The sequence below is a fragment of the Paucibacter sp. KCTC 42545 genome (assembly GCF_001477625.1).
Classification (GTDB): domain Bacteria; phylum Pseudomonadota; class Gammaproteobacteria; order Burkholderiales; family Burkholderiaceae_C; genus Paucibacter_A.
Genome location: NZ_CP013692.1, coordinates 4,674,927 through 4,693,763, shown reverse-complemented (window position 1 = coordinate 4,693,763; position 18,837 = coordinate 4,674,927). Strand labels below are relative to the sequence as shown.

The 18,837-nt window shown below is 64.9% G+C and carries 19 protein-coding genes, 1 tRNA gene and 1 pseudogene; 12 read left to right on the top strand and 9 right to left on the bottom strand.

Going from position 1 to position 18,837, the window contains the following annotated elements; translation table 11 throughout:
* Positions 1-25: 25 nt before the first annotated feature.
* From AT984_RS20070 to lplT, 3 genes are all read right to left on the bottom strand, one after another.
* On the bottom strand, positions 26-1,783 hold the full coding sequence (locus tag AT984_RS20070) for a GDYXXLXY domain-containing protein (RefSeq protein ID WP_058721617.1): 1,758 nt from the start codon (positions 1,781-1,783) through the stop codon (positions 26-28).
* Complete coding sequence (locus tag AT984_RS20065) at positions 1,780-2,784, bottom strand: DUF2157 domain-containing protein (RefSeq protein ID WP_058721616.1); 1,005 nt, start codon at positions 2,782-2,784, stop codon at positions 1,780-1,782. Before AT984_RS20065 ends, AT984_RS20070 begins: the two co-directional genes overlap by 4 nt.
* 72 nt (positions 2,785-2,856) lie before the next feature.
* Positions 2,857-4,137: a lysophospholipid transporter LplT gene (gene lplT, locus AT984_RS20060; protein WP_058721615.1), complete on the bottom strand. Its 1,281-nt coding sequence runs from the start codon at positions 4,135-4,137 to the stop codon at positions 2,857-2,859.
* Between the two features lie 192 nt (positions 4,138-4,329).
* On the opposite strand from lplT, the gene alr reads away from it, so the two are divergent.
* From alr to AT984_RS20045, 3 genes are all read left to right on the top strand, one after another.
* Positions 4,330-5,442 (top strand): alanine racemase, encoded by a 1,113-nt coding sequence (alr, locus tag AT984_RS20055; RefSeq protein ID WP_058721614.1) that lies wholly within the window; start codon positions 4,330-4,332, stop codon positions 5,440-5,442.
* Between the two features lie 40 nt (positions 5,443-5,482).
* The gene (arfB, locus tag AT984_RS20050) at positions 5,483-5,893 is read left to right on the top strand and encodes an alternative ribosome rescue aminoacyl-tRNA hydrolase ArfB (protein ID WP_058721613.1); all 411 of its coding nucleotides are present in this window, start codon (positions 5,483-5,485) and stop codon (positions 5,891-5,893) included.
* Positions 5,894-6,025: 132 nt separating this feature from the next.
* On the top strand, positions 6,026-6,439 hold the full coding sequence (locus AT984_RS20045) for a PspC domain-containing protein (RefSeq protein WP_058721612.1): 414 nt from the start codon (positions 6,026-6,028) through the stop codon (positions 6,437-6,439).
* A 75-nt stretch (positions 6,440-6,514) separates the two neighbouring features.
* Here AT984_RS20045 and AT984_RS20040 read toward each other — a convergent pair whose 3' ends face one another.
* Together AT984_RS20040 and AT984_RS20035 are read right to left on the bottom strand one after the other, a co-directional pair.
* On the bottom strand, positions 6,515-7,396 hold the full coding sequence (locus tag AT984_RS20040; protein WP_058721611.1) for a DMT family transporter: 882 nt from the start codon (positions 7,394-7,396) through the stop codon (positions 6,515-6,517).
* Positions 7,397-7,472: 76 nt separating this feature from the next.
* Entirely contained in the window at positions 7,473-8,105 is a 633-nt protein-coding gene (locus tag AT984_RS20035; protein WP_058721610.1) for a LysE family transporter, read from the bottom strand.
* A 101-nt stretch (positions 8,106-8,206) separates the two neighbouring features.
* On the opposite strand from AT984_RS20035, the gene radA reads away from it, so the two are divergent.
* Positions 8,207-9,571 carry a DNA repair protein RadA gene (radA, locus tag AT984_RS20030; protein WP_058721609.1) on the top strand — a complete coding sequence of 455 codons (1,365 nt, stop codon included), beginning with the start codon at positions 8,207-8,209 and terminating at the stop codon, positions 9,569-9,571.
* Here the strand turns inward: radA and AT984_RS20025 are convergent.
* Positions 9,558-11,522: a diguanylate cyclase domain-containing protein gene (locus AT984_RS20025; protein WP_082680213.1), complete on the bottom strand. Its 1,965-nt coding sequence runs from the start codon at positions 11,520-11,522 to the stop codon at positions 9,558-9,560. The two genes, radA and AT984_RS20025, sit on opposite strands and share 14 nt — an antisense overlap.
* 200 nt (positions 11,523-11,722) lie before the next feature.
* Here AT984_RS20025 and AT984_RS20020 point away from each other — a divergent pair, with 200 nt between their 5' ends.
* Positions 11,723-12,172 (top strand): antibiotic biosynthesis monooxygenase family protein, encoded by a 450-nt coding sequence (locus AT984_RS20020; protein ID WP_082680212.1) that lies wholly within the window; start codon positions 11,723-11,725, stop codon positions 12,170-12,172.
* A complete protein-coding gene (locus AT984_RS20015) occupies positions 12,169-12,579 on the top strand; it encodes a hypothetical protein (RefSeq protein ID WP_058721607.1) in 411 nt (136 codons plus the stop codon). Before AT984_RS20020 ends, AT984_RS20015 begins: the two co-directional genes overlap by 4 nt.
* A 47-nt stretch (positions 12,580-12,626) precedes the next feature.
* On the opposite strand, the pseudogene AT984_RS24025 reads toward AT984_RS20015, so the two are convergent.
* Positions 12,627-12,743, bottom strand: a pseudogene (locus tag AT984_RS24025) (PEP-CTERM sorting domain-containing protein); the annotation flags it as partial.
* A gap of 679 nt (positions 12,744-13,422) precedes the next feature.
* Here AT984_RS24025 and AT984_RS20005 point away from each other — a divergent pair.
* The 5 genes from AT984_RS20005 (at position 13,423) to AT984_RS19985 (ending at position 16,720) form a co-directional block, all read left to right on the top strand.
* The gene (locus AT984_RS20005) at positions 13,423-14,358 is read left to right on the top strand and encodes a branched-chain amino acid transaminase (RefSeq protein ID WP_058721605.1); all 936 of its coding nucleotides are present in this window, start codon (positions 13,423-13,425) and stop codon (positions 14,356-14,358) included.
* A 44-nt stretch (positions 14,359-14,402) separates the two neighbouring features.
* Complete coding sequence (locus AT984_RS20000) at positions 14,403-14,609, top strand: zinc-finger domain-containing protein (RefSeq protein ID WP_058721604.1); 207 nt, start codon at positions 14,403-14,405, stop codon at positions 14,607-14,609.
* 9 nt (positions 14,610-14,618) lie between these two features.
* Positions 14,619-15,068, top strand: coding sequence for a YybH family protein (locus AT984_RS19995; RefSeq protein ID WP_058721603.1), 450 nt, complete (start codon positions 14,619-14,621; stop codon positions 15,066-15,068).
* A gap of 52 nt (positions 15,069-15,120) precedes the next feature.
* Positions 15,121-16,122, top strand: a complete 1,002-nt coding sequence (locus AT984_RS19990) for a YheT family hydrolase (protein ID WP_058721602.1) — start codon at positions 15,121-15,123, stop codon at positions 16,120-16,122.
* Positions 16,123-16,192: 70 nt separating this feature from the next.
* Positions 16,193-16,720, top strand: coding sequence for a DUF2946 family protein (locus AT984_RS19985; RefSeq protein WP_058721601.1), 528 nt, complete (start codon positions 16,193-16,195; stop codon positions 16,718-16,720).
* Positions 16,721-16,829: 109 nt separating this feature from the next.
* On the opposite strand, the gene AT984_RS19980 is transcribed toward AT984_RS19985, so the two are convergent.
* Entirely contained in the window at positions 16,830-17,381 is a 552-nt protein-coding gene (locus AT984_RS19980) for a c-type cytochrome (protein WP_058721600.1), read from the bottom strand.
* A 299-nt stretch (positions 17,382-17,680) separates the two neighbouring features.
* On the opposite strand from AT984_RS19980, the gene AT984_RS19975 reads away from it, so the two are divergent.
* Positions 17,681-17,755 (top strand) — tRNA-Arg (locus tag AT984_RS19975).
* A 121-nt stretch (positions 17,756-17,876) separates the two neighbouring features.
* Here AT984_RS19975 and AT984_RS23325 read toward each other — a convergent pair.
* On the bottom strand, positions 17,877-18,680 hold the full coding sequence (locus AT984_RS23325; RefSeq protein WP_197418186.1) for a glycoside hydrolase family 19 protein: 804 nt from the start codon (positions 18,678-18,680) through the stop codon (positions 17,877-17,879).
* Between the last annotated feature and the right edge of the window lie 157 nt (positions 18,681-18,837).

Below are 18,837 nucleotides of genomic sequence, written 5' to 3'. Positions count from 1 at the left end.
CAGAGCCGCGCCGCCGCGCCATCCCTCAAAGCGGCGCCAGGTTCTCCCCGCGCAGGCCCACCAGCAGGGCGCGGCCTGAGCCGTCGACGCGAAACTCGCCGAAGCGGGCTTTGGCATAGCGCTCGGCCTCGCCTTCCTTGAAGAAGTAGGCATCGGTCACCAGCACGCGGCGGCCGTTTTTCTGCACCAGCGGGATCAGGACCTCGTCCGGCGCCAGCGCTTGGCCATCCGCGGCGCGCTGCGCGATCGCCAAGCCGCGCACATCCAGCTTGAGTACCAGCTGCGCCGCATCCTTGGGAAGCTCGCTGGGTGTGCCTGCGAGACCTGACCCCGGCGCGGCGGCAGCGGCCATGACCCGAAAGTTCAGCGCCATATAGTCGCCCTGCATCAGCGAGCGCGGGTCCACTGGCGCCAGCGGCAAAAAGATCGGTCGGCCGTGGCGGATCAGTTGCTCCTTCTGCCAGATGCCCAAGTTCGCCAGCAGCAAAGTGAGCAAGACCGTCAGGCCCAGCAGGCCTGCAGCAGGGCGCGTCCAGCGTGGCGGTGTGGCGGCAGCACCAGCGAGCGAGGCCGTTTCAAACCGACGGCTGCGCTGAGCCCAATACGCCATGGCCGCCAAGACGGCCGCCACCAGGATCAAAACCAAGGCCTTGCTGCTCAAGCTCCAGCTCAGCTGATAGTAAAAAGCGCCCAGCATCCAGGCGCAGCTCACGCCGGCCGCGGCCGCCATGCGCCAGCGCCCTGCGGTGGCGCACTGCGCCAGCATCAGCAAGCCAGCACCCAGCAAGGGGTTGAACCAGGCCAGCAGGGCCAAGGCTCCCGCCACACCCAGCAGCCAGACTTGGCTGCGCAGCGCCGGCCAGCAGCGCAGCAAGCAAGTGGCAGCGGCGAGGCTGCTGAGCGCCGACAGCAGGGGTGCCAGCCAGGCCAAAACCGTGTGCGCACTCGATGGCCAGCCGCCGACGCTGCCGCGCAACTCATGGGCCAAACCCAGGCCCGGGTTAGCCGGCAACAAAAACGTGCTGCCCGACACCAGGGCAAAGCCCAGCAAGAGGCCCAGGCCCCAGCCGCTGGCGAAACTTTCCAAGGCGGCAGCCGCCTGCGCCCGGCCGGACCCCAGCCAGCCCTTGGCCAGCTGCCATTGCGCGGCAAGCCAAAGGCCCAGCAAAAGATAGAGGCCCAGGTTCAGGCTCAAAGCCCAGGCTTCACGGCGGTATTCGCGACCAAAGTCACGCGCAAATTCGCCGGAAAATTCAAACCAAGCCTGCCACAGCGCACCCAGCGCCAAGCCTGCTGCCAGCGCCCCCAACAAAGCGCGCAACCAGGCTTGCGGCAAAACCCAGGCCAAGCCGGTGCTGAACAAGGCCAGCGTCAGCAGCACCGCACCGAAGGGCAGATGCAAGCCCTGCGACAGTCCGTATGCCAGCAAGCCCATGCCCGCGGCCATGGCGGCCAGGGCCAGTTGTTGCTGGAACAGGCCACTGGCAGCTTTTCCGCGCTCAGCACCGCCCTCGCCATCGACCTCACTCTGGCGCAACACCTGCACCGCCGCGCCCAGCAGCAGCGCCGCCACCGGCAAGCTGCCCAGGCCTTCGAGCGCGCTCTTCAGAATCAGGGCCAGCAAGACCAACAGCAAGCAGGCTAAAAGCCAAGCGCCCAGCGCCGTCAACACCACCACGGGCCAAGGCCGTGCGGGCGCTTCCGCGGGCGGCTGGGCCTCAGGTGGCAGCAGGCCTTGGGCTTGGGCGCGGGACCACAGGGCTTGTTGTTCAAGCAAGTTCATGCGGCCGCCCCAAGTTTCTGTTCCGACTCGCGCTGCCGGCGCGCAGCCGCCAGCAAGCCCTTGACCGAGAGGCTCAGCAAGCCTGCCCCCACCAAGGTCAGCAGGGCAAAGCTGGCAATTGGCTCGACCCGGTGGTCTTCCAGCAACCAGCGCCCCAGGCCAGCCAGCAGCAAGACATTGAGGGCCAAGGCCAGCACGCTAAGGCCAAAAATCTCGATATGCGCGGGCCGTGCCAAGCCGAACGTTGCGCCCGCCAACAGCAAAAGCGCCAAGCTAAACAGCACCGTCTCATCCCCGCCGAACAGCAAAAGCAAGGCGCTAACGCTCAGTTGCCCCACCGCCAGCAACAAGGCCAGGCGCCAGGACCAGATGCCTGCGCCCGTCCAGCGCCGCAAAGGCCGCCCCAGAAAAGCAAGAGGCACCGCCAGCAGCGCCCAGTGCAGCAATTGCAGGCCACGGATCTGCGCCGGCAAATGGCTATTGAAGAGCCTGATCGATGGGGCCTCGGCCTGCCACCACAGCGCGATCGCGGCCATCAACACCAGCACCCAGGGCGCCAAGAGCACATCGCTGCGCAAGGCCAGGCCCAGCGGCAAGCCCAGTGCGGCCCAAAGCGCGAACAACTGCCAGGGATCGGCGCCGGTCTGGTAGGTCTGACCGAAATAGGCGAACAAGCCGCCCAGCACCAAGAACAGCGCCAAGCCCAAGGCGGCGCGCAGCCTTGGCAGCAGCCAAGCGGCCAGGGCCAGCAGCAAGACCAAACCTTGCAGCAAGGCGAAGCGGCCGAAGCGCCCCAGATCGTCCCAGTTGGCGGCCAACCACATCAGCAGGCCAAAGGCGGCCAACGCTGCGGCCAGCACGGCCAGGCCTTGGATCAAGCGTTGCTGCAGCCCTGCGGGCTCCTGGCCCAGACCGGCCTCGCGCAGCAATTGCGCATGCTGGTTCGCGTCAAGGCCGTGTCGGCCGACCCAGCGATACAAGACCAAGCGGATATCGTCCATGCCCCACCCTCAAGCGTGTCATCGGGCACTGCCCGCCTTGCTTGCGCAACAGCAGCAAGTGTTATTCGAGGCTCAGTGCACCTCGTCGCAGCGCGCCAAGGCCAGCAGGCGCTCCACCTCATCGCGGTGATTGACGCAGTTGCGCTGATGCCAGCGCCGCACAATCCACATCGTGCTGGCCACCAGCAGGCCGAAGATGGAAATGGCGATGAAGGCCGACAAGCCGATGCGCGTCATGCCGGTGTAGAGCGCGCCCAGCGCCAGGATGCAGGCCTGCTCGTTGAAGTTCTGCACGGCGATGGAGCGGCCGGCGCCCATCAGGTTGTGGCCACGGTGCTGCAGCAGCGCATTCATGGGCACGACCAGATAGCCGCCAATCATGCCCAGCACGATCAGGAAGGGAATCGCCGCCCAGACATTGGTGATCATGTTCAAGCCAATGATCAACACGCCCATCAAAATGCCCAGCGGAATCACGCGCGTGGCGCGGTCCAAACGCATATAGACCGAAGCCACCACGGCGCCAATGGCCGTGCCGATGGCGACCACGCCGCCCAAGGTGGAGGCTTGCGTGGTGGTGTAGCCCAGCGCCATGGCTGCCCAAGCGAACACGATGATGCGCAGATTGCCCGACACGCCCCAGAACAAGGTGGTAGTGGCCAGCGAGATCTGCCCCAGCTTGTCGGCCCACAGACGCGAGTTGCAAGAAGCGAAGTCGCGCAGCAAGGTCAACGGGCTGTGCGACAGCGGCTGCAAGGCGGTTTGGGTGCGCGGGATGTAGAGATTGAAGGCCGCGGCGATCAGATACAGCACGACCAAGCTGCTGATGGCGGCCTCGGGTGCGGTGTCGATGCCGGTGTTGATGAAGGGCAGATCGATGCTCAAAAGCATCGGCGCCAGATGCGGCCCCACCAATTGCCCGCCCAGCAAAATGCCCAGAATGATGGAGGCGATGGTCAGGCCCTCGATCCAGCCATTGGCCTTGACCAGCTGCGAGGGCGGCAGCAACTCGGTCAGGATGCCGTATTTGGCCGGCGAATAGGCGGCGGCGCCCAAGCCCACGATGGCATAGGCCAGCAGCGGATGCGCGCCGAACAACATCATCAAACAGCCGAATATCTTGATCAGGTTCGAATAGAACATGACCTTGCCTTTGGGCACCGCATCGGCAAACGCGCCGACAAAAGGCGCCAGCAGCACGTAAAACAGCGCAAACATCGGGCCCAGGGCCGGAATCTGCCAGGCCGGCGAGCCATTGGTCTTCAACAACTCGATCGCACCGACCAACAACGCCTGATCAGCCAGCGAGCTGAAAAACTGCGCTGACATGATGATGGAAAAGCCTTTTTTCATGAGCCCATTCAATACTGCGGGAAAAAGGCCTACCGGTCCGACGCATGCAAGCGCGGCCCGGCATCCTGACATTTGATCGGTCGGCAAAGTGGATGCTGCGGCGGGTTTATAGCACGCAGCTCATGGCAGTGCCGTCACCGAGGTGCGGCCTGCGTCGGCGTCGGCTCGCCGGGCGGTGCCACAATTCAGGCCATGCCGCGTCCTATTGAAGCCCATATCCACCTCCCCGCCATCGCCCACAACCTGGCCCGCGCACGCGCCCGTGCGCCCGACGCCAAGCTCTGGGCCGTCGTCAAGGCCAATGCCTACGGCCATGGCATTGCCCATGCTTATGAAGCGATGCGCAGCGCCGACGGCTTCGCCCTGCTGGACTTTGCCGAGGCCAAATTGCTGCGTGAACTGGGCTGGCGCGGCCCGATCTTGCTGCTGGAAGGCTGCTTCGAGGCGCGCGACCTGGAGCTGTGCTCGCGCCTGAAGCTGTGGCACACGGTGCATTGCGAGCAGCAGATCGACTGGCTGGCCATGCATAAGACGCACGAGCCGCACCGCGTGTTCCTCAAGCTCAATAGCGGCATGAACCGCCTGGGTTTCACACCGCAAGCCTTCCGCGCGGCGTGGACGCGCCTGAATGTGCTGCCCCAGGTGGACGAAATTTCGCTGATGACGCACTTCTCCGACGCCGACGGCGAGATTGGCATCGAGGCCCAGGTGGCGGCTTTCGAGCGCGTCTGCGCCGACCTGCCGGGCGAGCGCTCCTTGAGCAATAGCGCCGCCATCCTGCGCCACAGCGAACGCCTGCGCAGCGACTGGGTGCGCGCCGGCATCTTGACTTACGGCGGCGTGCCCGACTATCCGGTGCACGACCAAGGCTTCTGGGATTTGCAGCCGGCCATGAGCTTGCGCTCCAAGATCATCGCCGTCCAGCACCTGCAGCCCGGCGACACGGTGGGCTATGGCTCCAGCTTCACCGCCACGGCGCCCATGCGCATCGGCGTGGTGGCCTGCGGTTATGCCGACGGCTACCCGCGCCACTGCCCCACCGGCACACCCGTGCTGGTGGACGGCCAGCGCTGCAGCACGGTCGGCCGGGTATCGATGGACATGCTGGCGGTGGACCTGACGGCGCTGCCCAAAGCCGGCGCCGGCAGCGAGGTCACGCTGTGGGGGCGTAGCAGCAAGGGTCAGGTCTTGCCGATCGACGAAGTGGCCCAGGCCGCCAAGACCATCGGCTATGAGCTGATGTGCGCCCTGGCGCTGCGGGTGCCGGTGACGGTTGATCACGGCGCCGCTGGCCTGGCAGGCTAGGCCTTGCGCCTCGCCCTGCCACCCACGGAGTTGGCGCCCCATGCAACTTGACTGGACGCCGGCCGATTGGGAGTTGGACTTCAGCTTCATCCGCGCCAGCGGCCCGGGCGGGCAAAACGTCAACAAGGTCTCCAGCGCCGTGCATCTGCGCTTTGACATTCAGCGCTCCAGCCTGCCCGCCCTGATCAAGACCCGCTTGGCGGCGCTATCGGACCAGCGCATCACGCAAGACGGCGTGGTGGTGATCAAGGCGCAAGACAGCAGAAGCCAAGAGCAAAACCGCGCCGACGCGGTGGCCCGCCTGATTGAGCTGGTGCAAAGCGTGGCCCACACCCCCAAAGCCAGGCGCGCCACCAAGCCGACCTATGGCTCCAAGATGCGCCGGCTGGAGGGCAAGGCACAGCGCAGCAGCATCAAGGCCGGGCGCGGCAAGGTCGGCTCCGACCATTGAAGCAGCCGCCAATCCGCTGAGTCGGCCAGCGCTGCAGTTCGTCGCAAGCGGGGTGCAAGGTTGAAGCGGCTGCGGCACATTGGACTCCATGGGCCGGACCAACCGGCGCCACCAGCCAAGGAGCTCAACACCATGTCACTTGCCACCGAACTTGAACGCCTGACGGAACTGCATCAGCGGGGCGCCTTGAGCGACGAAGAATTCCAGCGCGCTAAGGCCCGCTTGCTGCAGGACGATGACCCTCAGCCCGCGGCGCGGCCCCAGCCGCAGCAACAACAGCAGCAGCAACAACGCACAAGCGCCCCTGGCATGGGCGGTGCCCTGAATGCCCTTCAGCGCAGCCGCGATGACCGCTGGCTGGGCGGCGTGTGCGGCGGGCTGGCGCAGGTCAGCGGGCTGGCGTCCTGGCTCTGGCGCCTGATTTTTGTGGGCCTCGTGAGCTGCCACGGCTTTGGCGTGTTGGCTTACCTGCTGCTGTGGCTGCTGGTGCCGGTAGAAAAGCCGCCGCTGCTGCAGTTGGGCTGGCAAGACCCGAAGGCGCAATAGGCGGAGGGTGATCCGTCCTGGCCGACATCACGGCCAGGGCGCCACTCACAGTCACTTGCGCATTTGCTTACCCATTCACTTACGCGTAGCGGCGTACAGGCTGGCCAGGCACAGGCCCATGCCAGCCAAGGACAGCAAAGTCGGTTGCCAGCCCTCCAACAAGGCGGAGATGGCCAGCGCAATCACCGGGATCACCACGCCGGTCAAGGCGGCCCGCGCCGGGCCCTGGCGCTGGGCCAGCTTGAAATAAAGCACAAAAGCCGTCACCGAGCCGAAGACTGCCAGGTAAAGCAGCGACAGCAAATAGGGCAGGGAGCTGTCAAAACGCAGGCCCACGCCGGTGCCCAGCGCCAGCAGCATCAGGAAGACCGCGCCATAACCCATGCTCCAGGCCAGGATGGGCACCAGGGCCAGGCCGCGCCGCGTCAGCGTGAGCGTCAACACATTGCCGATGCAGGCGGCCAGCACGGCCAGCAGGCCCAGACCTAAGCCGAGAGCGGCATTGGGTCGGGCGCCGGTGGCGGCAATCTCGGGCCAGAAAATCATCACCACGCCCAGCACGCCGCCGCTGGCGGCCAGCAAAAAGCGAGACGTCACTCGCTGGCCGAAGAACAGCCGCCCGGACAAGGCATTGCCAAACACCATCAGCGAGAACAAGACCGCCACCAGGCCGCTGGGGATATGCCGCTCGGCCTCGTAGACCGACCAGTAGTTGCCGCTGTACTGCACGATGCCGGTCGCCAGCATCAGCACATGGGCACTCAGGGGCAGGCGCAGGCTCTCACCGCGCCAACGCGCCAGCGCCAGTAGCAAGACGGCGGCCAAGGCAAAGCGCCAGGCCACCGAGTTCAGCACCGGCACGCTCGAATCGAGCTGGTAGAGGATCACATGCCAGGTGCTGGCCCAGATCAGCGTCGGGCCCCAGAACAGCCAGCGGTCGGAGAGTTGCGGTTTCATCAAAATGGGCGGACAAGAAAAAGAACGGCGCCTGGCCAGCTGGCTAGGCGCCGATTGAAGAGGAACGAAACGCCGCTCAGGCGCTGCGCTTGAAGGCCGAGAGCAGCAAGCCCGCGCCAATGAACAAGCTGCCGAAAACGCGGTTCAGCAGCTTGACCTGACGCTCCGTGCGCAAGGCCTTCAAGACCCGCGAGGCCAGGATGGTGTAACCCGCCATCACCACCAAGTCGGTGAACATCAGGGTGGCAGCAATCACCACATATTGCGGCAGCAGGTCTTGCTTGAGGTTGAGGAACTGCGGCATCACCGCCAGCAAGAACACCGTGCCCTTGGGGTTGACGGCATTGAGCATCCAGCCGCGCAGCACCAACTGGCGCAGGCTGACCTGTGGCCCGCCCTCCTCGGCTTCGGCCACCAGCGGCTTGGCCGGGGCACGCCATTGCTGCACGCCCATCCACACCAGATAAGCCACACCGGCCCACTTGACGATGGCAAAGCCCAGATTGGAGGCCGCGATCAAGGCCCCCAGGCCCACGCCGACCAGCAGGATCTGGGTCAGGATGCCCAGGATCAGACCAAAAGTGGTGAAGTAGCCGCGTCGAAAACCATGGTTGAGGCCCGAGCTCATGGCTGCGATGGCGCCAGCGCCCGGCGACAGGCTGATGGCCCAGGAGGCCGCGAAAAAGCCCAGCCAGACAGAGAATTCCATGAAACAGCACTCCGAGAAAGAACCGCGGTTTTTAACATGCCGGGTCGGCCATGTCAGTCGCTCTCACGACAGACCCGGGCAAGCCGGGGACAATCAGCCCCATGGCAAGCAAAGAAAAATCCATCTACACCTGTTCCGACTGTGGCGGCAACAGCGCCAAATGGCTGGGCAAATGCCCCAGCTGCGGGGCCTGGAACACCTTGGTCGAAGGCGCGGCTGAACCGGCGGGCGGCAGCAAGAACCGCTACCAAGCCCTGGCCAAGAGCCAGCCCGTGGCCACCCTGGCCGACATCGAGGCCAGCGACTTCGAGCGCACCCCCACCGGGCAGGAAGAGCTGGACCGCGTGCTGGGCGGCGGCATCGTCGAAGGCGGCGTGGTGCTGATCGGCGGCGACCCCGGCATCGGCAAGTCCACCTTGCTGCTGCAGGCGATTGACGATTTGTCGGCCAAGATGCGCGTGCTGTACGTCACCGGCGAGGAGTCGGGCGCGCAAATCGCCATGCGCTCGCGCCGCCTCGGGCTGGCGGGCACGCAGGTGCGGGTGCTGGCTGAGATCAGCCTGGAGAAAATCCTGGCCACCCTGGATGCGGAGCAGCCGGCTTTTTGCGTCATCGATTCGATTCAGACCCTGTATTCCGAACACCTGTCCTCCGCGCCGGGCTCGGTGGCGCAGGTGCGCGAGTGCGCCGCCCACCTGACCCGCAAGGCCAAGGCCTCGGGCTGCGCCATGGTGCTGGTGGGCCATGTCACCAAGGAAGGCGCGCTGGCCGGGCCGCGCGTGCTGGAGCACATCGTTGACACGGTGCTTTACTTCGAGGGCGACACGCACAGCAGCTTCCGCCTGGTGCGGGCGATCAAGAACCGCTTCGGCGCTGTGAACGAGATTGGCGTCTTCGCCATGACCGAAAAAGGACTCAAAGGCGTGACCAACCCCAGCGCCATTTTTCTGTCCACCCACGGCGAGCCGGTGCCAGGCTCCTGCGTGCTGGTGACCCTGGAAGGCACGCGGCCCATGCTGGTCGAGCTGCAAGCCCTGGTGGATGCGGGTGGGCCAAATCCGCGCCGCCTGTCGGTGGGCCTGGAGAAAGACCGCCTGGCCATGCTGCTGGCGGTGCTGCACCGCCACGCTGGCGTGGCGACCATGGATCAAGACGTTTTCATCAACGCCGTGGGCGGCGTGCGCATCAGCGAGCCGGCGGCCGACTTGGCGGTGCTGCTGGCGATTCAAAGCTCGCTGCGCGGCAAGCCGCTGCCGCGCGGCTTCATCGCCTTCGGTGAGGTGGGCTTGGCCGGCGAAGTACGGCCGGCGCCGCGCGGGCAAGAGCGTTTGAAGGAAGCCGCCAAGCTGGGCTTCACCGTGGCCGTGGTGCCCAAGGCGAATGCGCCCAAAAAGGCCATCGAGGGCCTGACCGTGCATGCGGTGGATCGCATCGAGGACGCGATGGATCTGGTCAGAGGCCTGTAAAGGGCCGCGAGCGCTGCGCTTCGTCCAGCAATTTGCGTCCCTCGCGCTTGTTGCGGTACATGGCGTCGTCGGCGCTTTTGGCCAGGCTCAGCTCGTCTTGCCCATCCTGCGGGTACATGGCCAGGCCCAGCGAGCAAGTGACTTCCAGGCGCGCGCCGCTCAGCTCCATCGGCAATGAGACCTGATTGAAGATCTTCTCGACCACCAGCTGGGCGGTTTCATTGCTCATCGGGCCGGTCAACAGCACGACGAATTCATCGCCGCCAATGCGGCCCACCGTATCCGTTTCACGCACCGCGGCCTTGATGCGGCGTGCCACGGTTTGCAGCAACTGGTCGCCCACGGCATGGCCGAACTGGTCGTTGATAGGCTTGAAGCGGTCCAGGTCCAGCAGAATCAGGCCCAGGCGCTCCTGGTAGCGGCGCGCATTGGCCAGGGCGAAGCGGAAGCGTTCGTCGAAATGGGCCCGGTTGGCCAGATCGGTGAGCGGATCATGCAGCGCGAGGTAGCGCATCTGCTCCTCGGTTTGGCGGCGCTGGTGGATGTCCGACAAGGTGCCCACCATGGTCAGCGCCAGGCCATCGGCATCGCGCTGCACCACCATGCCACGCGACAAGACCCACAGCCATTGGCCGCCCGGTCCCTTGACCCGGTACTCGCTGGCCAGCGAGGAGGTCAGGCCGTCCAGGCAATGCTGAAAATCGCCTTGCACCCGCTCAAGGTCCTGCGGATGAATCAGTTCACGCAGCTGGCTCATGCTGGGCTCGGCCTGATCGGCGCTGATGCCCATGATGGCCTTCCAGCGCAGCGAGCAGTTCAGCTGGCCACTACCGACCTGCCATTCCCACACGCCATCGCCCGCGCCTTCCAGCGCGAAGGCCCAGCGCTGCTCGGTCTCACGCAGCACCACCGTCATGCGTTCGGCCAGATGCTGAGCGCGCTCGCGCGAGGTCAACATCAGCCAGACCAACAAGGCCAGCATCACGCTCAATACGCCGCCCAGCCAAGGCACTTGGCTCGCGAACCCGGCGCCGTGAGCGGGCGCAAAGTCCGGCCCCGCTTGCATGACCAAGGTCCAGTTCGCGCCCTCCGGGATGCGCAGCTTGCGGGCGGTCTGCAAGCCCTCGCCCGCTTCGATGAATTCGCCGTCGCTATTCAAAGCCGTGCTGCGAAAGTACGTGCTGCGCGCCTGCAAATGCTGCTCGGTGTAAAGCGCCAGCGACAGCCCCTCGGGCAAATGCTGGTAGAGGCCGGCGAACATGGCCGTCGGGTCGATGGGGGCAAGCACCCAGGCCAGCAACTGCTCACGTCGCAAGGCTTCGTTGGAAGGGCGCACCGCCCCTTTGAACACCGGCAGCGCTTGCAAATAGCCTTCGGCCACGCCCACTTGCAACTCACTCAGGTCCAGCCGCCCGGACAAGCTCAAGCGCCCCCCATCGCGGGCCTGCGCCAGCAAGAGCGGCAGCTGGGGCAGCTTCGTCAGCAGGCTGGGCGACACCTTGGCTAATTCTGAACCCGCACGAATCGGAGCCCCAGGCCCGGGATGCAGGCGCAGCAACAGGGCCAATTCATCCTGCCCAGGCCGCGCCCAAGCCACCAAAAGGTCATGCATATCCGCTTGGCCCGCGTGTGGCGGCAAGGTCTGAGCGTAGAGGCGCAATGCCGCCTCATCAGCTTGCGGATAGGCCGCCAGAAAACCTTGCAAACCCTGCAAGACCTGGCGCTGCGCATTCAGCTGCTGCTCAAAGCGCTGGCTCAATTCCTGCAGATTGCGATCAAAAGCTTGATTGACTTGCGTCTGTTCGCGTTGCGACTCGAAGCGCCAAAAGGCCGCCGTCAGTGCCAGCGCCAGCAACAACACCAACAAGGGCAAAAGCACGCGCAGCGGCCGCAAGGCCCGCGGCCAAGCAAAGGCCTCGGGGATGCGCGCGGGCATAGGCGCCAGACTCATGGCTGCTCACAGCTGAGCTGCTGTGATCGCTGGCCCTGGAGCGGCCGCTTTGCCGACAACACACCTTCCATGTCTCATGGCCTCTGAGGCTGAGCAGGTGTGATGGCGCGAAGCCTCGGCCTGCATGACAAGGGAGCACGGCAAACCCGCACAATGCGGGCTGGATCACTCCCAAAGAACCCGCAGAATACGCCAAGCCCATGACGAATCAAAGCCCTATTTCCCCCGCCCCGGCCGGACTGGCGCCACTGTTTGAGCCGCCTTATTTCGCGGTGATGTTCACCAGCCAAAGAACGGCTGGTGATGCAGGCTACGACGCCATGGCCGATCAGATGGTGGCACTGGCCGCCGATCAGCCCGGCTATCTGGGCGCCGAGAGCGTGCGCGATGCCACGGGTTTGGGCATCACCATGTCCTACTGGCGCAGCGAGGCCGATATCGCCGCCTGGCGTCGCCATGGCGAACACCAACTGGCGCGCGACCGTGGTCGCCAAGCCTGGTACAGCCACTACACCGTGCGCATTGCCAAGGTCGAACGCGCCTACGGCTGGTGCGCAGCCGATGGCAGCGCTGACCCGGCCAATCCGCTGGCAACCGTCCAAGCAAATGGCCAAACAAACGGCCAAACAAATGGTGAGGTGCAGCCATGAACGCCTGGATCGGTGGCGCTTTGGCCGTGGCGGCGATGTTTTTGGGCGGTGGCCTGTGGGGCTGGAAGGGTGTGATCCTGGCCCTGACGGGCATCGTGTTCTGGCTGCTGCTGCAGTTCTCGCGCCTGATGCGGGCGATGCGCGCGGCGTCAGAAAGCCCGGTGGGTCAGGTCCACAGCGCGGTGATGTTCAATAGCCAGCTGCGCGCGGGCATGACGGTGGCCCAGATCATCACCTTGACCCGCAGCCTAGGCCGCAAGCTCAGCGACACGCCGGAGACCTTCGGCTGGATCGACGCCGGCGGCGACCAAGTGGCGGTGGTCCTGCAAAAGGGCAAAGTGCAAAGCTGGGAATTGCTCAGAGGCGCGGAAAACCAGCCAAGCCAGACGCCCGAGCAAGGCGCCTGAGTAAGACGAATGACTAAGGCGGCGGATTAGGCTGTTTCGATCAGCCCTCAGCCGCGTCGACGGCGGCGGCTGGCCACAAAGCCCATCACACCCAGTCCGGCCAGCATCAGCGCATAGCTTTGAGGCTCAGGCACCGCAGCCGTTGGCGTGCCGAAGAAGCCCGCATGCGAAATGGTGCTGCCGCTGCCGGCCTTGACACCGTTGGCATCGATGAGCAATTGCGAGATGCCCCCCGCCACATTCTCGGCATTGAACAGGTAGAGCGAAAACGCATTGCCCTGCTTGATGCCGAGCACGAATTTGCCGGTTAGCGCCTGATCAAAGCGGACGCGGCCGTTGTCCAGCGCACCCGCGTCTTCCGTGAACGGATTGCCCGCAGCGGCGAACTTTTCGCTGCTGAAATACTGGTTGGTGCTGAAGGAAAAAGCACTGTTGATGGTGGCGAATGCACCGCTGGCGCCGTTCAGCTGGTTGTCGATATTGCCGCTGAAGGCGCCCAGGCATGAGACATAACCCGGCTGGCTGAGCAAGGTGCTGGAGGCGGCGCAGCTGAGATTGCTGGCGCTGATGTTCAGCGCATGCGTCGGACCGGCAAGGGCCATCATCGCGACGGCAACGAGGCTGCTCAGAGTTGAAGTGGATTTCATGGTGGGGCCTCCTGCGTGGGCCAAAAACTACTTGATGGCTCCAATATAGGGACGCCCCGCCGCCACACACGCCACCCTGCCCCCTGAGGCGCGGGGGGCAGCCAGGCGCCAGGCGGGTCATTCCGCCAAAAAAGTCACGCTCCAGCCGCCTGCTTGCCGCGCATAAAATGCCGCCACCCCACAGCAAGGACCTCTCATGTCTCTGGACGACCGCGACGGCAAAATTTGGATGGACGGCCAGCTGGTCGACTGGCGCGACGCCAAGATCCATGTGCTGAGCCACACCCTGCATTACGGCTGCGGCGCTTTTGAGGGCGTGCGCGCCTACAAGACCGATAAGGGCACCGCCATCTTCCGCCTGAAGGAGCACACCGAGCGGCTCTTCAACAGCGCCAAGATCCTGCGCATGAGGATCCCATTCAGCTTCGAGCAAGTGGCCGAGGCGCAAAAGCAGGTCGTGCGTGAGAACCAGCTGGAAAGCTGCTATTTGCGCCCGCTGACCTGGATCGGCTCCGAAAAGCTGGGCGTCAGCCCCAAGGGCAACAAGATTCACCTGATGGTGGCCGCCTGGGCCTGGGGCGCCTATCTGGGCGAAGAAGGCATGAAGCGCGGCATCCGCGTCAAAACCAGCAGCTACACCCGCCACCACGTCAACATCACCATGACGCAGGCCAAGGCGGTCAGCAACTACACCAACTCCATCCTGGCCAATATGGAAGCCACCGAGGATGGTTACGACGAAGCCATGCTGCTGGATGCCTCGGGTTTTGTCTCCGAAGGCGCAGGCGAGAACCTGTTTGTGATCAAGAACGGCGTGGTCTACACGCCCGATCTGTCGGCCGGCGCCCTCAACGGCATCACCCGCAACACCATCTTCCACATCTGCCAGGACCTGGGCCTGCAGCTGGTGGAAAAGCGCATCACCCGCGATGAGGTCTATATCTGCGACGAGGCCTTCTTCACCGGCACCGCCGCTGAAGTGACGCCGATCCGCGAGCTGGACCGCATCGAGCTGGGCCGTGACGATTACGTCGGCACACGCGGCCCCATCACCGAAAAAATCCAGGCTGCCTTTTTTGACATCGTGGGCGGCCGCAATCCGAAGTACGCTGACTGGCTGAGCCTGGTCTGAGACCAGCCACCCGATCCAGCCCCATTGACCCCCGAAAGAAGCCCATGAGCGAAGCAAAGTCCATCGTCGAAGTCACCGCTGCCGACGTCCAAGGCCCCGGCGTGGTGGCCTGCCCCAACCCCAAGATGGCGCTGTGGAGCAGCCACCCCAAGGTGTTCATCGACATCAGCCTCGACGGCCACGGCAAGTGCCCCTACTGCGGCACCGTCTACCAGCTCAAGGCCGGTGAAGTGCTGCACAGCCACCACTGATCTCAGCCCATGCAACGCCCCAAGGCCCAGACCGCCGCCCTGCTCGCCTCGCCCGAGGACACCGAGCAGCAGTTCTACGAAGCCCTGCAGTCGGCCGATCTGGACCGCTTGATGAACGTCTGGTCCGATGAGGACGATGTTTCCTGCGTCCACCCCGGCGGCCCACGCCTGGTGGGCTGCGGCGCCATCCGCGCGGCCTTCGAGACGATTTTTCAGCAAGGCGCGATCGGCGTGACGCCCGAGCGGGTGCGCCGCATCCACACCGGCGACACCGCCATTCACCAAGTGCTGGAACGCATCACGATGGAAACGCCCGAAGGCCAGCAAAGCGCCTGGGTGATCGCCACCAATGTCTATCTGAAAACCGCTTTCGGCTGGCGCATGGTGGTGCACCATGCCAGCCCCGGCACGGCGCATGACATTCAAGAAGTGATCGAAGAACCGGCGACCCTGCATTGAAAGTTCGCCCGCGTTTCGCTCCCGGCAGCTTCACTCGCAGCGCGCGACCGGCATGAAGTACCAAGCCCCCGCCTGGCTGCCCGGCGGCCATGCCCAGACCATCTGGCCCGCTTTTTTCGCCCGCAGCAGCGAGGCGCCGGCACTGCAGTTCCGGCGCGAACGCTGGCTGACGCCGGATGCCGACTTCATCGATGTGGACTGGCTGGACCCTGTGCTGCCAACAAGCCAGGCATCCACGGCGCAATCAAGCCCAAAGCCGCCCCTGCTGGTGCTCTTCCACGGCCTCGAAGGCAGCTCACAAAGCCACTCCTCGCAGGCCTTTGCCTCGGTGGCGCGCGCGCGCGGCTGGGCCTTGGCGCTGCCGCATTTCCGTGGCTGCTCGGGTGAGCTGAACCTGGCGCCGCGTGCCTATCACTCAGGTGATTTTGAGGAAATCGGCTGGATCCTGGCGCGCTGCAAAGCCAGCTACGGCGGCCCGATGATTGCCGCCGGCGTCTCGCTGGGCGGCAATGCCTTGCTGCGCTGGGCCGAAGAAAGCGGGGCTGCGGCAGCCGCCACCGTGCAAGCGGTTTGCGCGATCTGCTCGCCAGTGGATCTGGCAGCGGCGGGACACGCCATTGGCCGGGGCTTCAACCGCTTGGTCTACACCCGCATGTTTCTGCGCTCCATGGTGCCCAAGGCCTTGCACAAGCTGGCGCAGCACCCCGGCTTGTTCGATGGCGAGCGCCTGCGCGCGGCCAAGAATTTGTACGAATTCGACAATCTGTTCACCGCGCCCCTGCACGGTTTCCGCAGCACCGAGGACTATTGGCAGCGTGCGTCGGCCAAACCGCATCTGCGCGACATCCGCATCCCCGCTCTGGTGCTGAATGCCGCCAACGATCCTTTTGTGCCCGCCCACTGCCTGCCCACCGCCGCCGATGCCGGCCCGCATGTGACACTCTGGCAACCCGCGCAAGGCGGCCATGTCGGTTTCCCGCAAGGGCGCCCGCCCGGCCATTTGTTCGCGATGCCCGAGCAGGTCTGCCAATGGCTGGCGCAGTCGCTGCCCTAAGTGCAGCATTGACACGCCCTTGATCTCGCCGTTGATTGCCCGCAAACGCTAGAGAAGAAAGCCCCCGCCCGTGGACGCAATAGTCGAAGCCGCCCTGAAGAAATGGCCGAATGTGCCGCATTGCTACGGCTGGCTGGCGCTGGACGCGCGCGGCGACTGGTATATGCGCGACGAACGCATCCAGGCCGCCGGCCCCTTCCCCCAAGTCAAGGGCAGCCGGGTCACGCACGAAAAGCTGCGCCACTTCATCGAGCGCAATTACGCGGGGGACGAACACGGCTGCTGGTTCTTCCAGAACGGCCCACAGCGGGTATATCTGCAGCTGGAAGCCGCCCCCTGGGTCTGGCGCATTGACGCCACCGGCGCCGTCAGCAGCCACACCGGTCTGGCTACCGAGGTGCTGGCCAGTTACTTGGACGAGCATGACCGGCTCTTCCTCGCCACGCCAATAGGCCTGGGCCTGGTGCACAGCATGGACATGCTGGCTGCCGCCGATGCGGTACAGGCCGGCCGCTGGGACCCACAGCCTCGCCAGTTTGCCGAGTTGCTGCGGGAGTATCGGGTCGAGCTTTGCCCAGCCCCGGCGAGCGCGGCATAAGCGCAAGTCACATCGCCATTCAGACCGCCATACAGACGTGAAAAAGCCGACCCACGGGTCGGCTTTTCTCTTGCATCGGCCTGCCGTCTGGGCTCAGGCCATCAAGGCATCAGTTCGCGGCCGAAGCGGCAGCCGCCGGAGCCTTGGGCTCTTCAAACTTGGCGCCACCTTGGTTGGCCATATAGACCACGGCACGGCCGATTTCGTAGTCGCTGAAATCACCGCCGCCTTGCGCACCCATGGCGCCCTTGCCCTTCAGGGCGTGTTCCAGCAGCAAGTCATAACCCTGGCCCAGGCGTGGGCCCCAAGCGGCGGCATCGGCCAACTTGGGCGCGCCGGCGGCGCCGGTGGCATGGCAAGCGGAGCACTGGGCTTGGAAGACTTGTTCACCGGTCTTCATCACGCCGGCGCTGCTGGCGTCTTTGATCTCAATGCCACCGATGGGCTGGATGCGAGCGGCCACAGCCATGGCCTGCAGTGCTTCGGTGCCGGCCGAGGGCTTGCTCGACGTGGTGACGTAATTGGCCAGCAGGATGATCACGATGATTGGGATCAAGAAGGCGAAGAACACGGCCCAAGCCAATTGCTTGGGCGTCTTGATCGGCCCGGTGTGCGCATCTTCGTCGTGATGGTCGTTCGCGTGGTCTGGGGTTCCGCTCATGAAATCCTCGTTGGCTCAATCAGGTGGGCTGGTTGCGCCCCACAAAGCGCAGGGCGCAAAACCGCGAGATTATAAGTCGCCATGCGCACGCTCAAGCCAGGCGCACCGCCGGCAGCGTGGCGCTAGCGCGACTGCACCGGCCGGCGGGGCGCTGTCGGCGCGCGGCCAGATGCTGCGGGCGCTGTGGCACAAGTGATGGCGCGGGGTCAGGCCATGCGCGGGCTGAGTCAAGCCAAGCAATCACGCCTGCACTTTGCAGAGGGCTGGCCGGGCCGGGTTAGAATCCGGCTCCAATCGCTGCGACCGTGGTGAAGTGGATATCATTGGGCCCTCCGAAGGCTTAGGCGCAAGTTCGATTCTTGCCGGTCGCACCAAATCCCCCCACTGCTCCCTCCGCGCTGTTCCTTGCAACAGACGCCGCTGCCACCCGCCACGGGTTGAGCCAGGCAGCCGCAACACCCCTCCTTCTTTCAGCACCACGCACGCTTTCGGCACTTAAATGCCGATCAAGGCCTTGGCGCGGAACAAAAACTCCAGCCGGGCTTTCAAGTGCGTGTTGGGGCCATCAGCCTGGCCGTTGATGGCCTTGGTGACCGCCTTCACATCATCACGGTCGGCCATGGCGCCGATGCGCTTATCGGCCCAGAACCAGCAAGCCACATCCACCGCCAACAGCGGTTCATTGGCGATGCGCTCGGGGTGCGCCAGAAAGTCCTGCCCGCTGGCCTGGCTGTAGCGGGTGTAATTGGCGCGGCCGGTGAGCTGGATCAGGCCGCGGCCTTTGAAGCGGCGGCCATCACCCGGCTGCTTATTGCCTAGATCATTGCGGCCTTCGTAGGCCTCGCCGCTGGCCAGCTCTTCCGGGTACAAAAAGGAGCCTGACTCATGCGCCAGCTGGGCCAGAAAGTGCGCGATTTGCAGCTCACTGGTGATGCCGTATTTGGGCATGGCGGTCAAGAGAGGCTGGTAATACAGATCAATGCGGCTGGCGGTGGCCTGCGGCATCACGATGGCCAGCTTTTCTTCGACATAGCCGGGCGGCAGGCCCGCGATCAGCGCTTTGAGGGTGGCATCGCCGGGCACGATGATGCCGTCGGACTCGGGCAAGCCCATGATGCGGGTCTCAAATTGCTGGATCGCATCGATGGTCTTCAGGCCGATGCGCCCATCGGGCTGCAACTGGGCAGGCGGCTGCACACCCGCATAGCGGCCCAGGTTCATATTCAAAAGGTTCTGCACCACCATCACATCGATGATGTCGTTATGCGAGCCCCGCCCCACCGGTCCTTGAATGCACATGGTCTGACACTCCCAAGCCACTGATTGGAGGGCGCAGCCGGCACCCCGCGGGCCACACCGTCAGCGCCTGTTGAGGCGCCGCTGAGCGTGGCGCTTGAGTATCTGACCGAAGCGGGCCGCAGGCCAAGTGCAATCTTGGGGACGGCGCCGCCAGCGC

What these genes read in the sequence shown, in the direction of transcription:
- AT984_RS19980 (WP_058721600.1), bottom strand. Translation starts at nt 17,381, where the DNA reads ATGAGCGGAACCCCAGACCACGCGAACGACCATCACGACGAAGATGCG.
- AT984_RS20020 (WP_082680212.1), top strand. Translation starts at nt 11,723, where the DNA reads ATGACGAATCAAAGCCCTATTTCCCCCGCCCCGGCCGGACTGGCGCCA.
- AT984_RS19995 (WP_058721603.1), top strand. Translation starts at nt 14,619, where the DNA reads ATGCAACGCCCCAAGGCCCAGACCGCCGCCCTGCTCGCCTCGCCCGAG.
- arfB (WP_058721613.1), top strand. Translation starts at nt 5,483, where the DNA reads ATGCAACTTGACTGGACGCCGGCCGATTGGGAGTTGGACTTCAGCTTC.
- AT984_RS20000 (WP_058721604.1), top strand. Translation starts at nt 14,403, where the DNA reads ATGAGCGAAGCAAAGTCCATCGTCGAAGTCACCGCTGCCGACGTCCAA.
- alr (WP_058721614.1), top strand. Translation starts at nt 4,330, where the DNA reads ATGCCGCGTCCTATTGAAGCCCATATCCACCTCCCCGCCATCGCCCAC.
- AT984_RS19990 (WP_058721602.1), top strand. Translation starts at nt 15,121, where the DNA reads ATGAAGTACCAAGCCCCCGCCTGGCTGCCCGGCGGCCATGCCCAGACC.
- AT984_RS20070 (WP_058721617.1), bottom strand. Translation starts at nt 1,783, where the DNA reads ATGAACTTGCTTGAACAACAAGCCCTGTGGTCCCGCGCCCAAGCCCAA.
- AT984_RS20035 (WP_058721610.1), bottom strand. Translation starts at nt 8,105, where the DNA reads ATGGAATTCTCTGTCTGGCTGGGCTTTTTCGCGGCCTCCTGGGCCATC.
- AT984_RS20065 (WP_058721616.1), bottom strand. Translation starts at nt 2,784, where the DNA reads ATGGACGATATCCGCTTGGTCTTGTATCGCTGGGTCGGCCGACACGGC.
- lplT (WP_058721615.1), bottom strand. Translation starts at nt 4,137, where the DNA reads ATGAAAAAAGGCTTTTCCATCATCATGTCAGCGCAGTTTTTCAGCTCG.
- AT984_RS20005 (WP_058721605.1), top strand. Translation starts at nt 13,423, where the DNA reads ATGTCTCTGGACGACCGCGACGGCAAAATTTGGATGGACGGCCAGCTG.
- AT984_RS20015 (WP_058721607.1), top strand. Translation starts at nt 12,169, where the DNA reads ATGAACGCCTGGATCGGTGGCGCTTTGGCCGTGGCGGCGATGTTTTTG.
- AT984_RS23325 (WP_197418186.1), bottom strand. Translation starts at nt 18,680, where the DNA reads ATGTGCATTCAAGGACCGGTGGGGCGGGGCTCGCATAACGACATCATC.
- AT984_RS20045 (WP_058721612.1), top strand. Translation starts at nt 6,026, where the DNA reads ATGTCACTTGCCACCGAACTTGAACGCCTGACGGAACTGCATCAGCGG.
- AT984_RS20040 (WP_058721611.1), bottom strand. Translation starts at nt 7,396, where the DNA reads ATGAAACCGCAACTCTCCGACCGCTGGCTGTTCTGGGGCCCGACGCTG.
- AT984_RS20025 (WP_082680213.1), bottom strand. Translation starts at nt 11,522, where the DNA reads ATGAGTCTGGCGCCTATGCCCGCGCGCATCCCCGAGGCCTTTGCTTGG.
- radA (WP_058721609.1), top strand. Translation starts at nt 8,207, where the DNA reads ATGGCAAGCAAAGAAAAATCCATCTACACCTGTTCCGACTGTGGCGGC.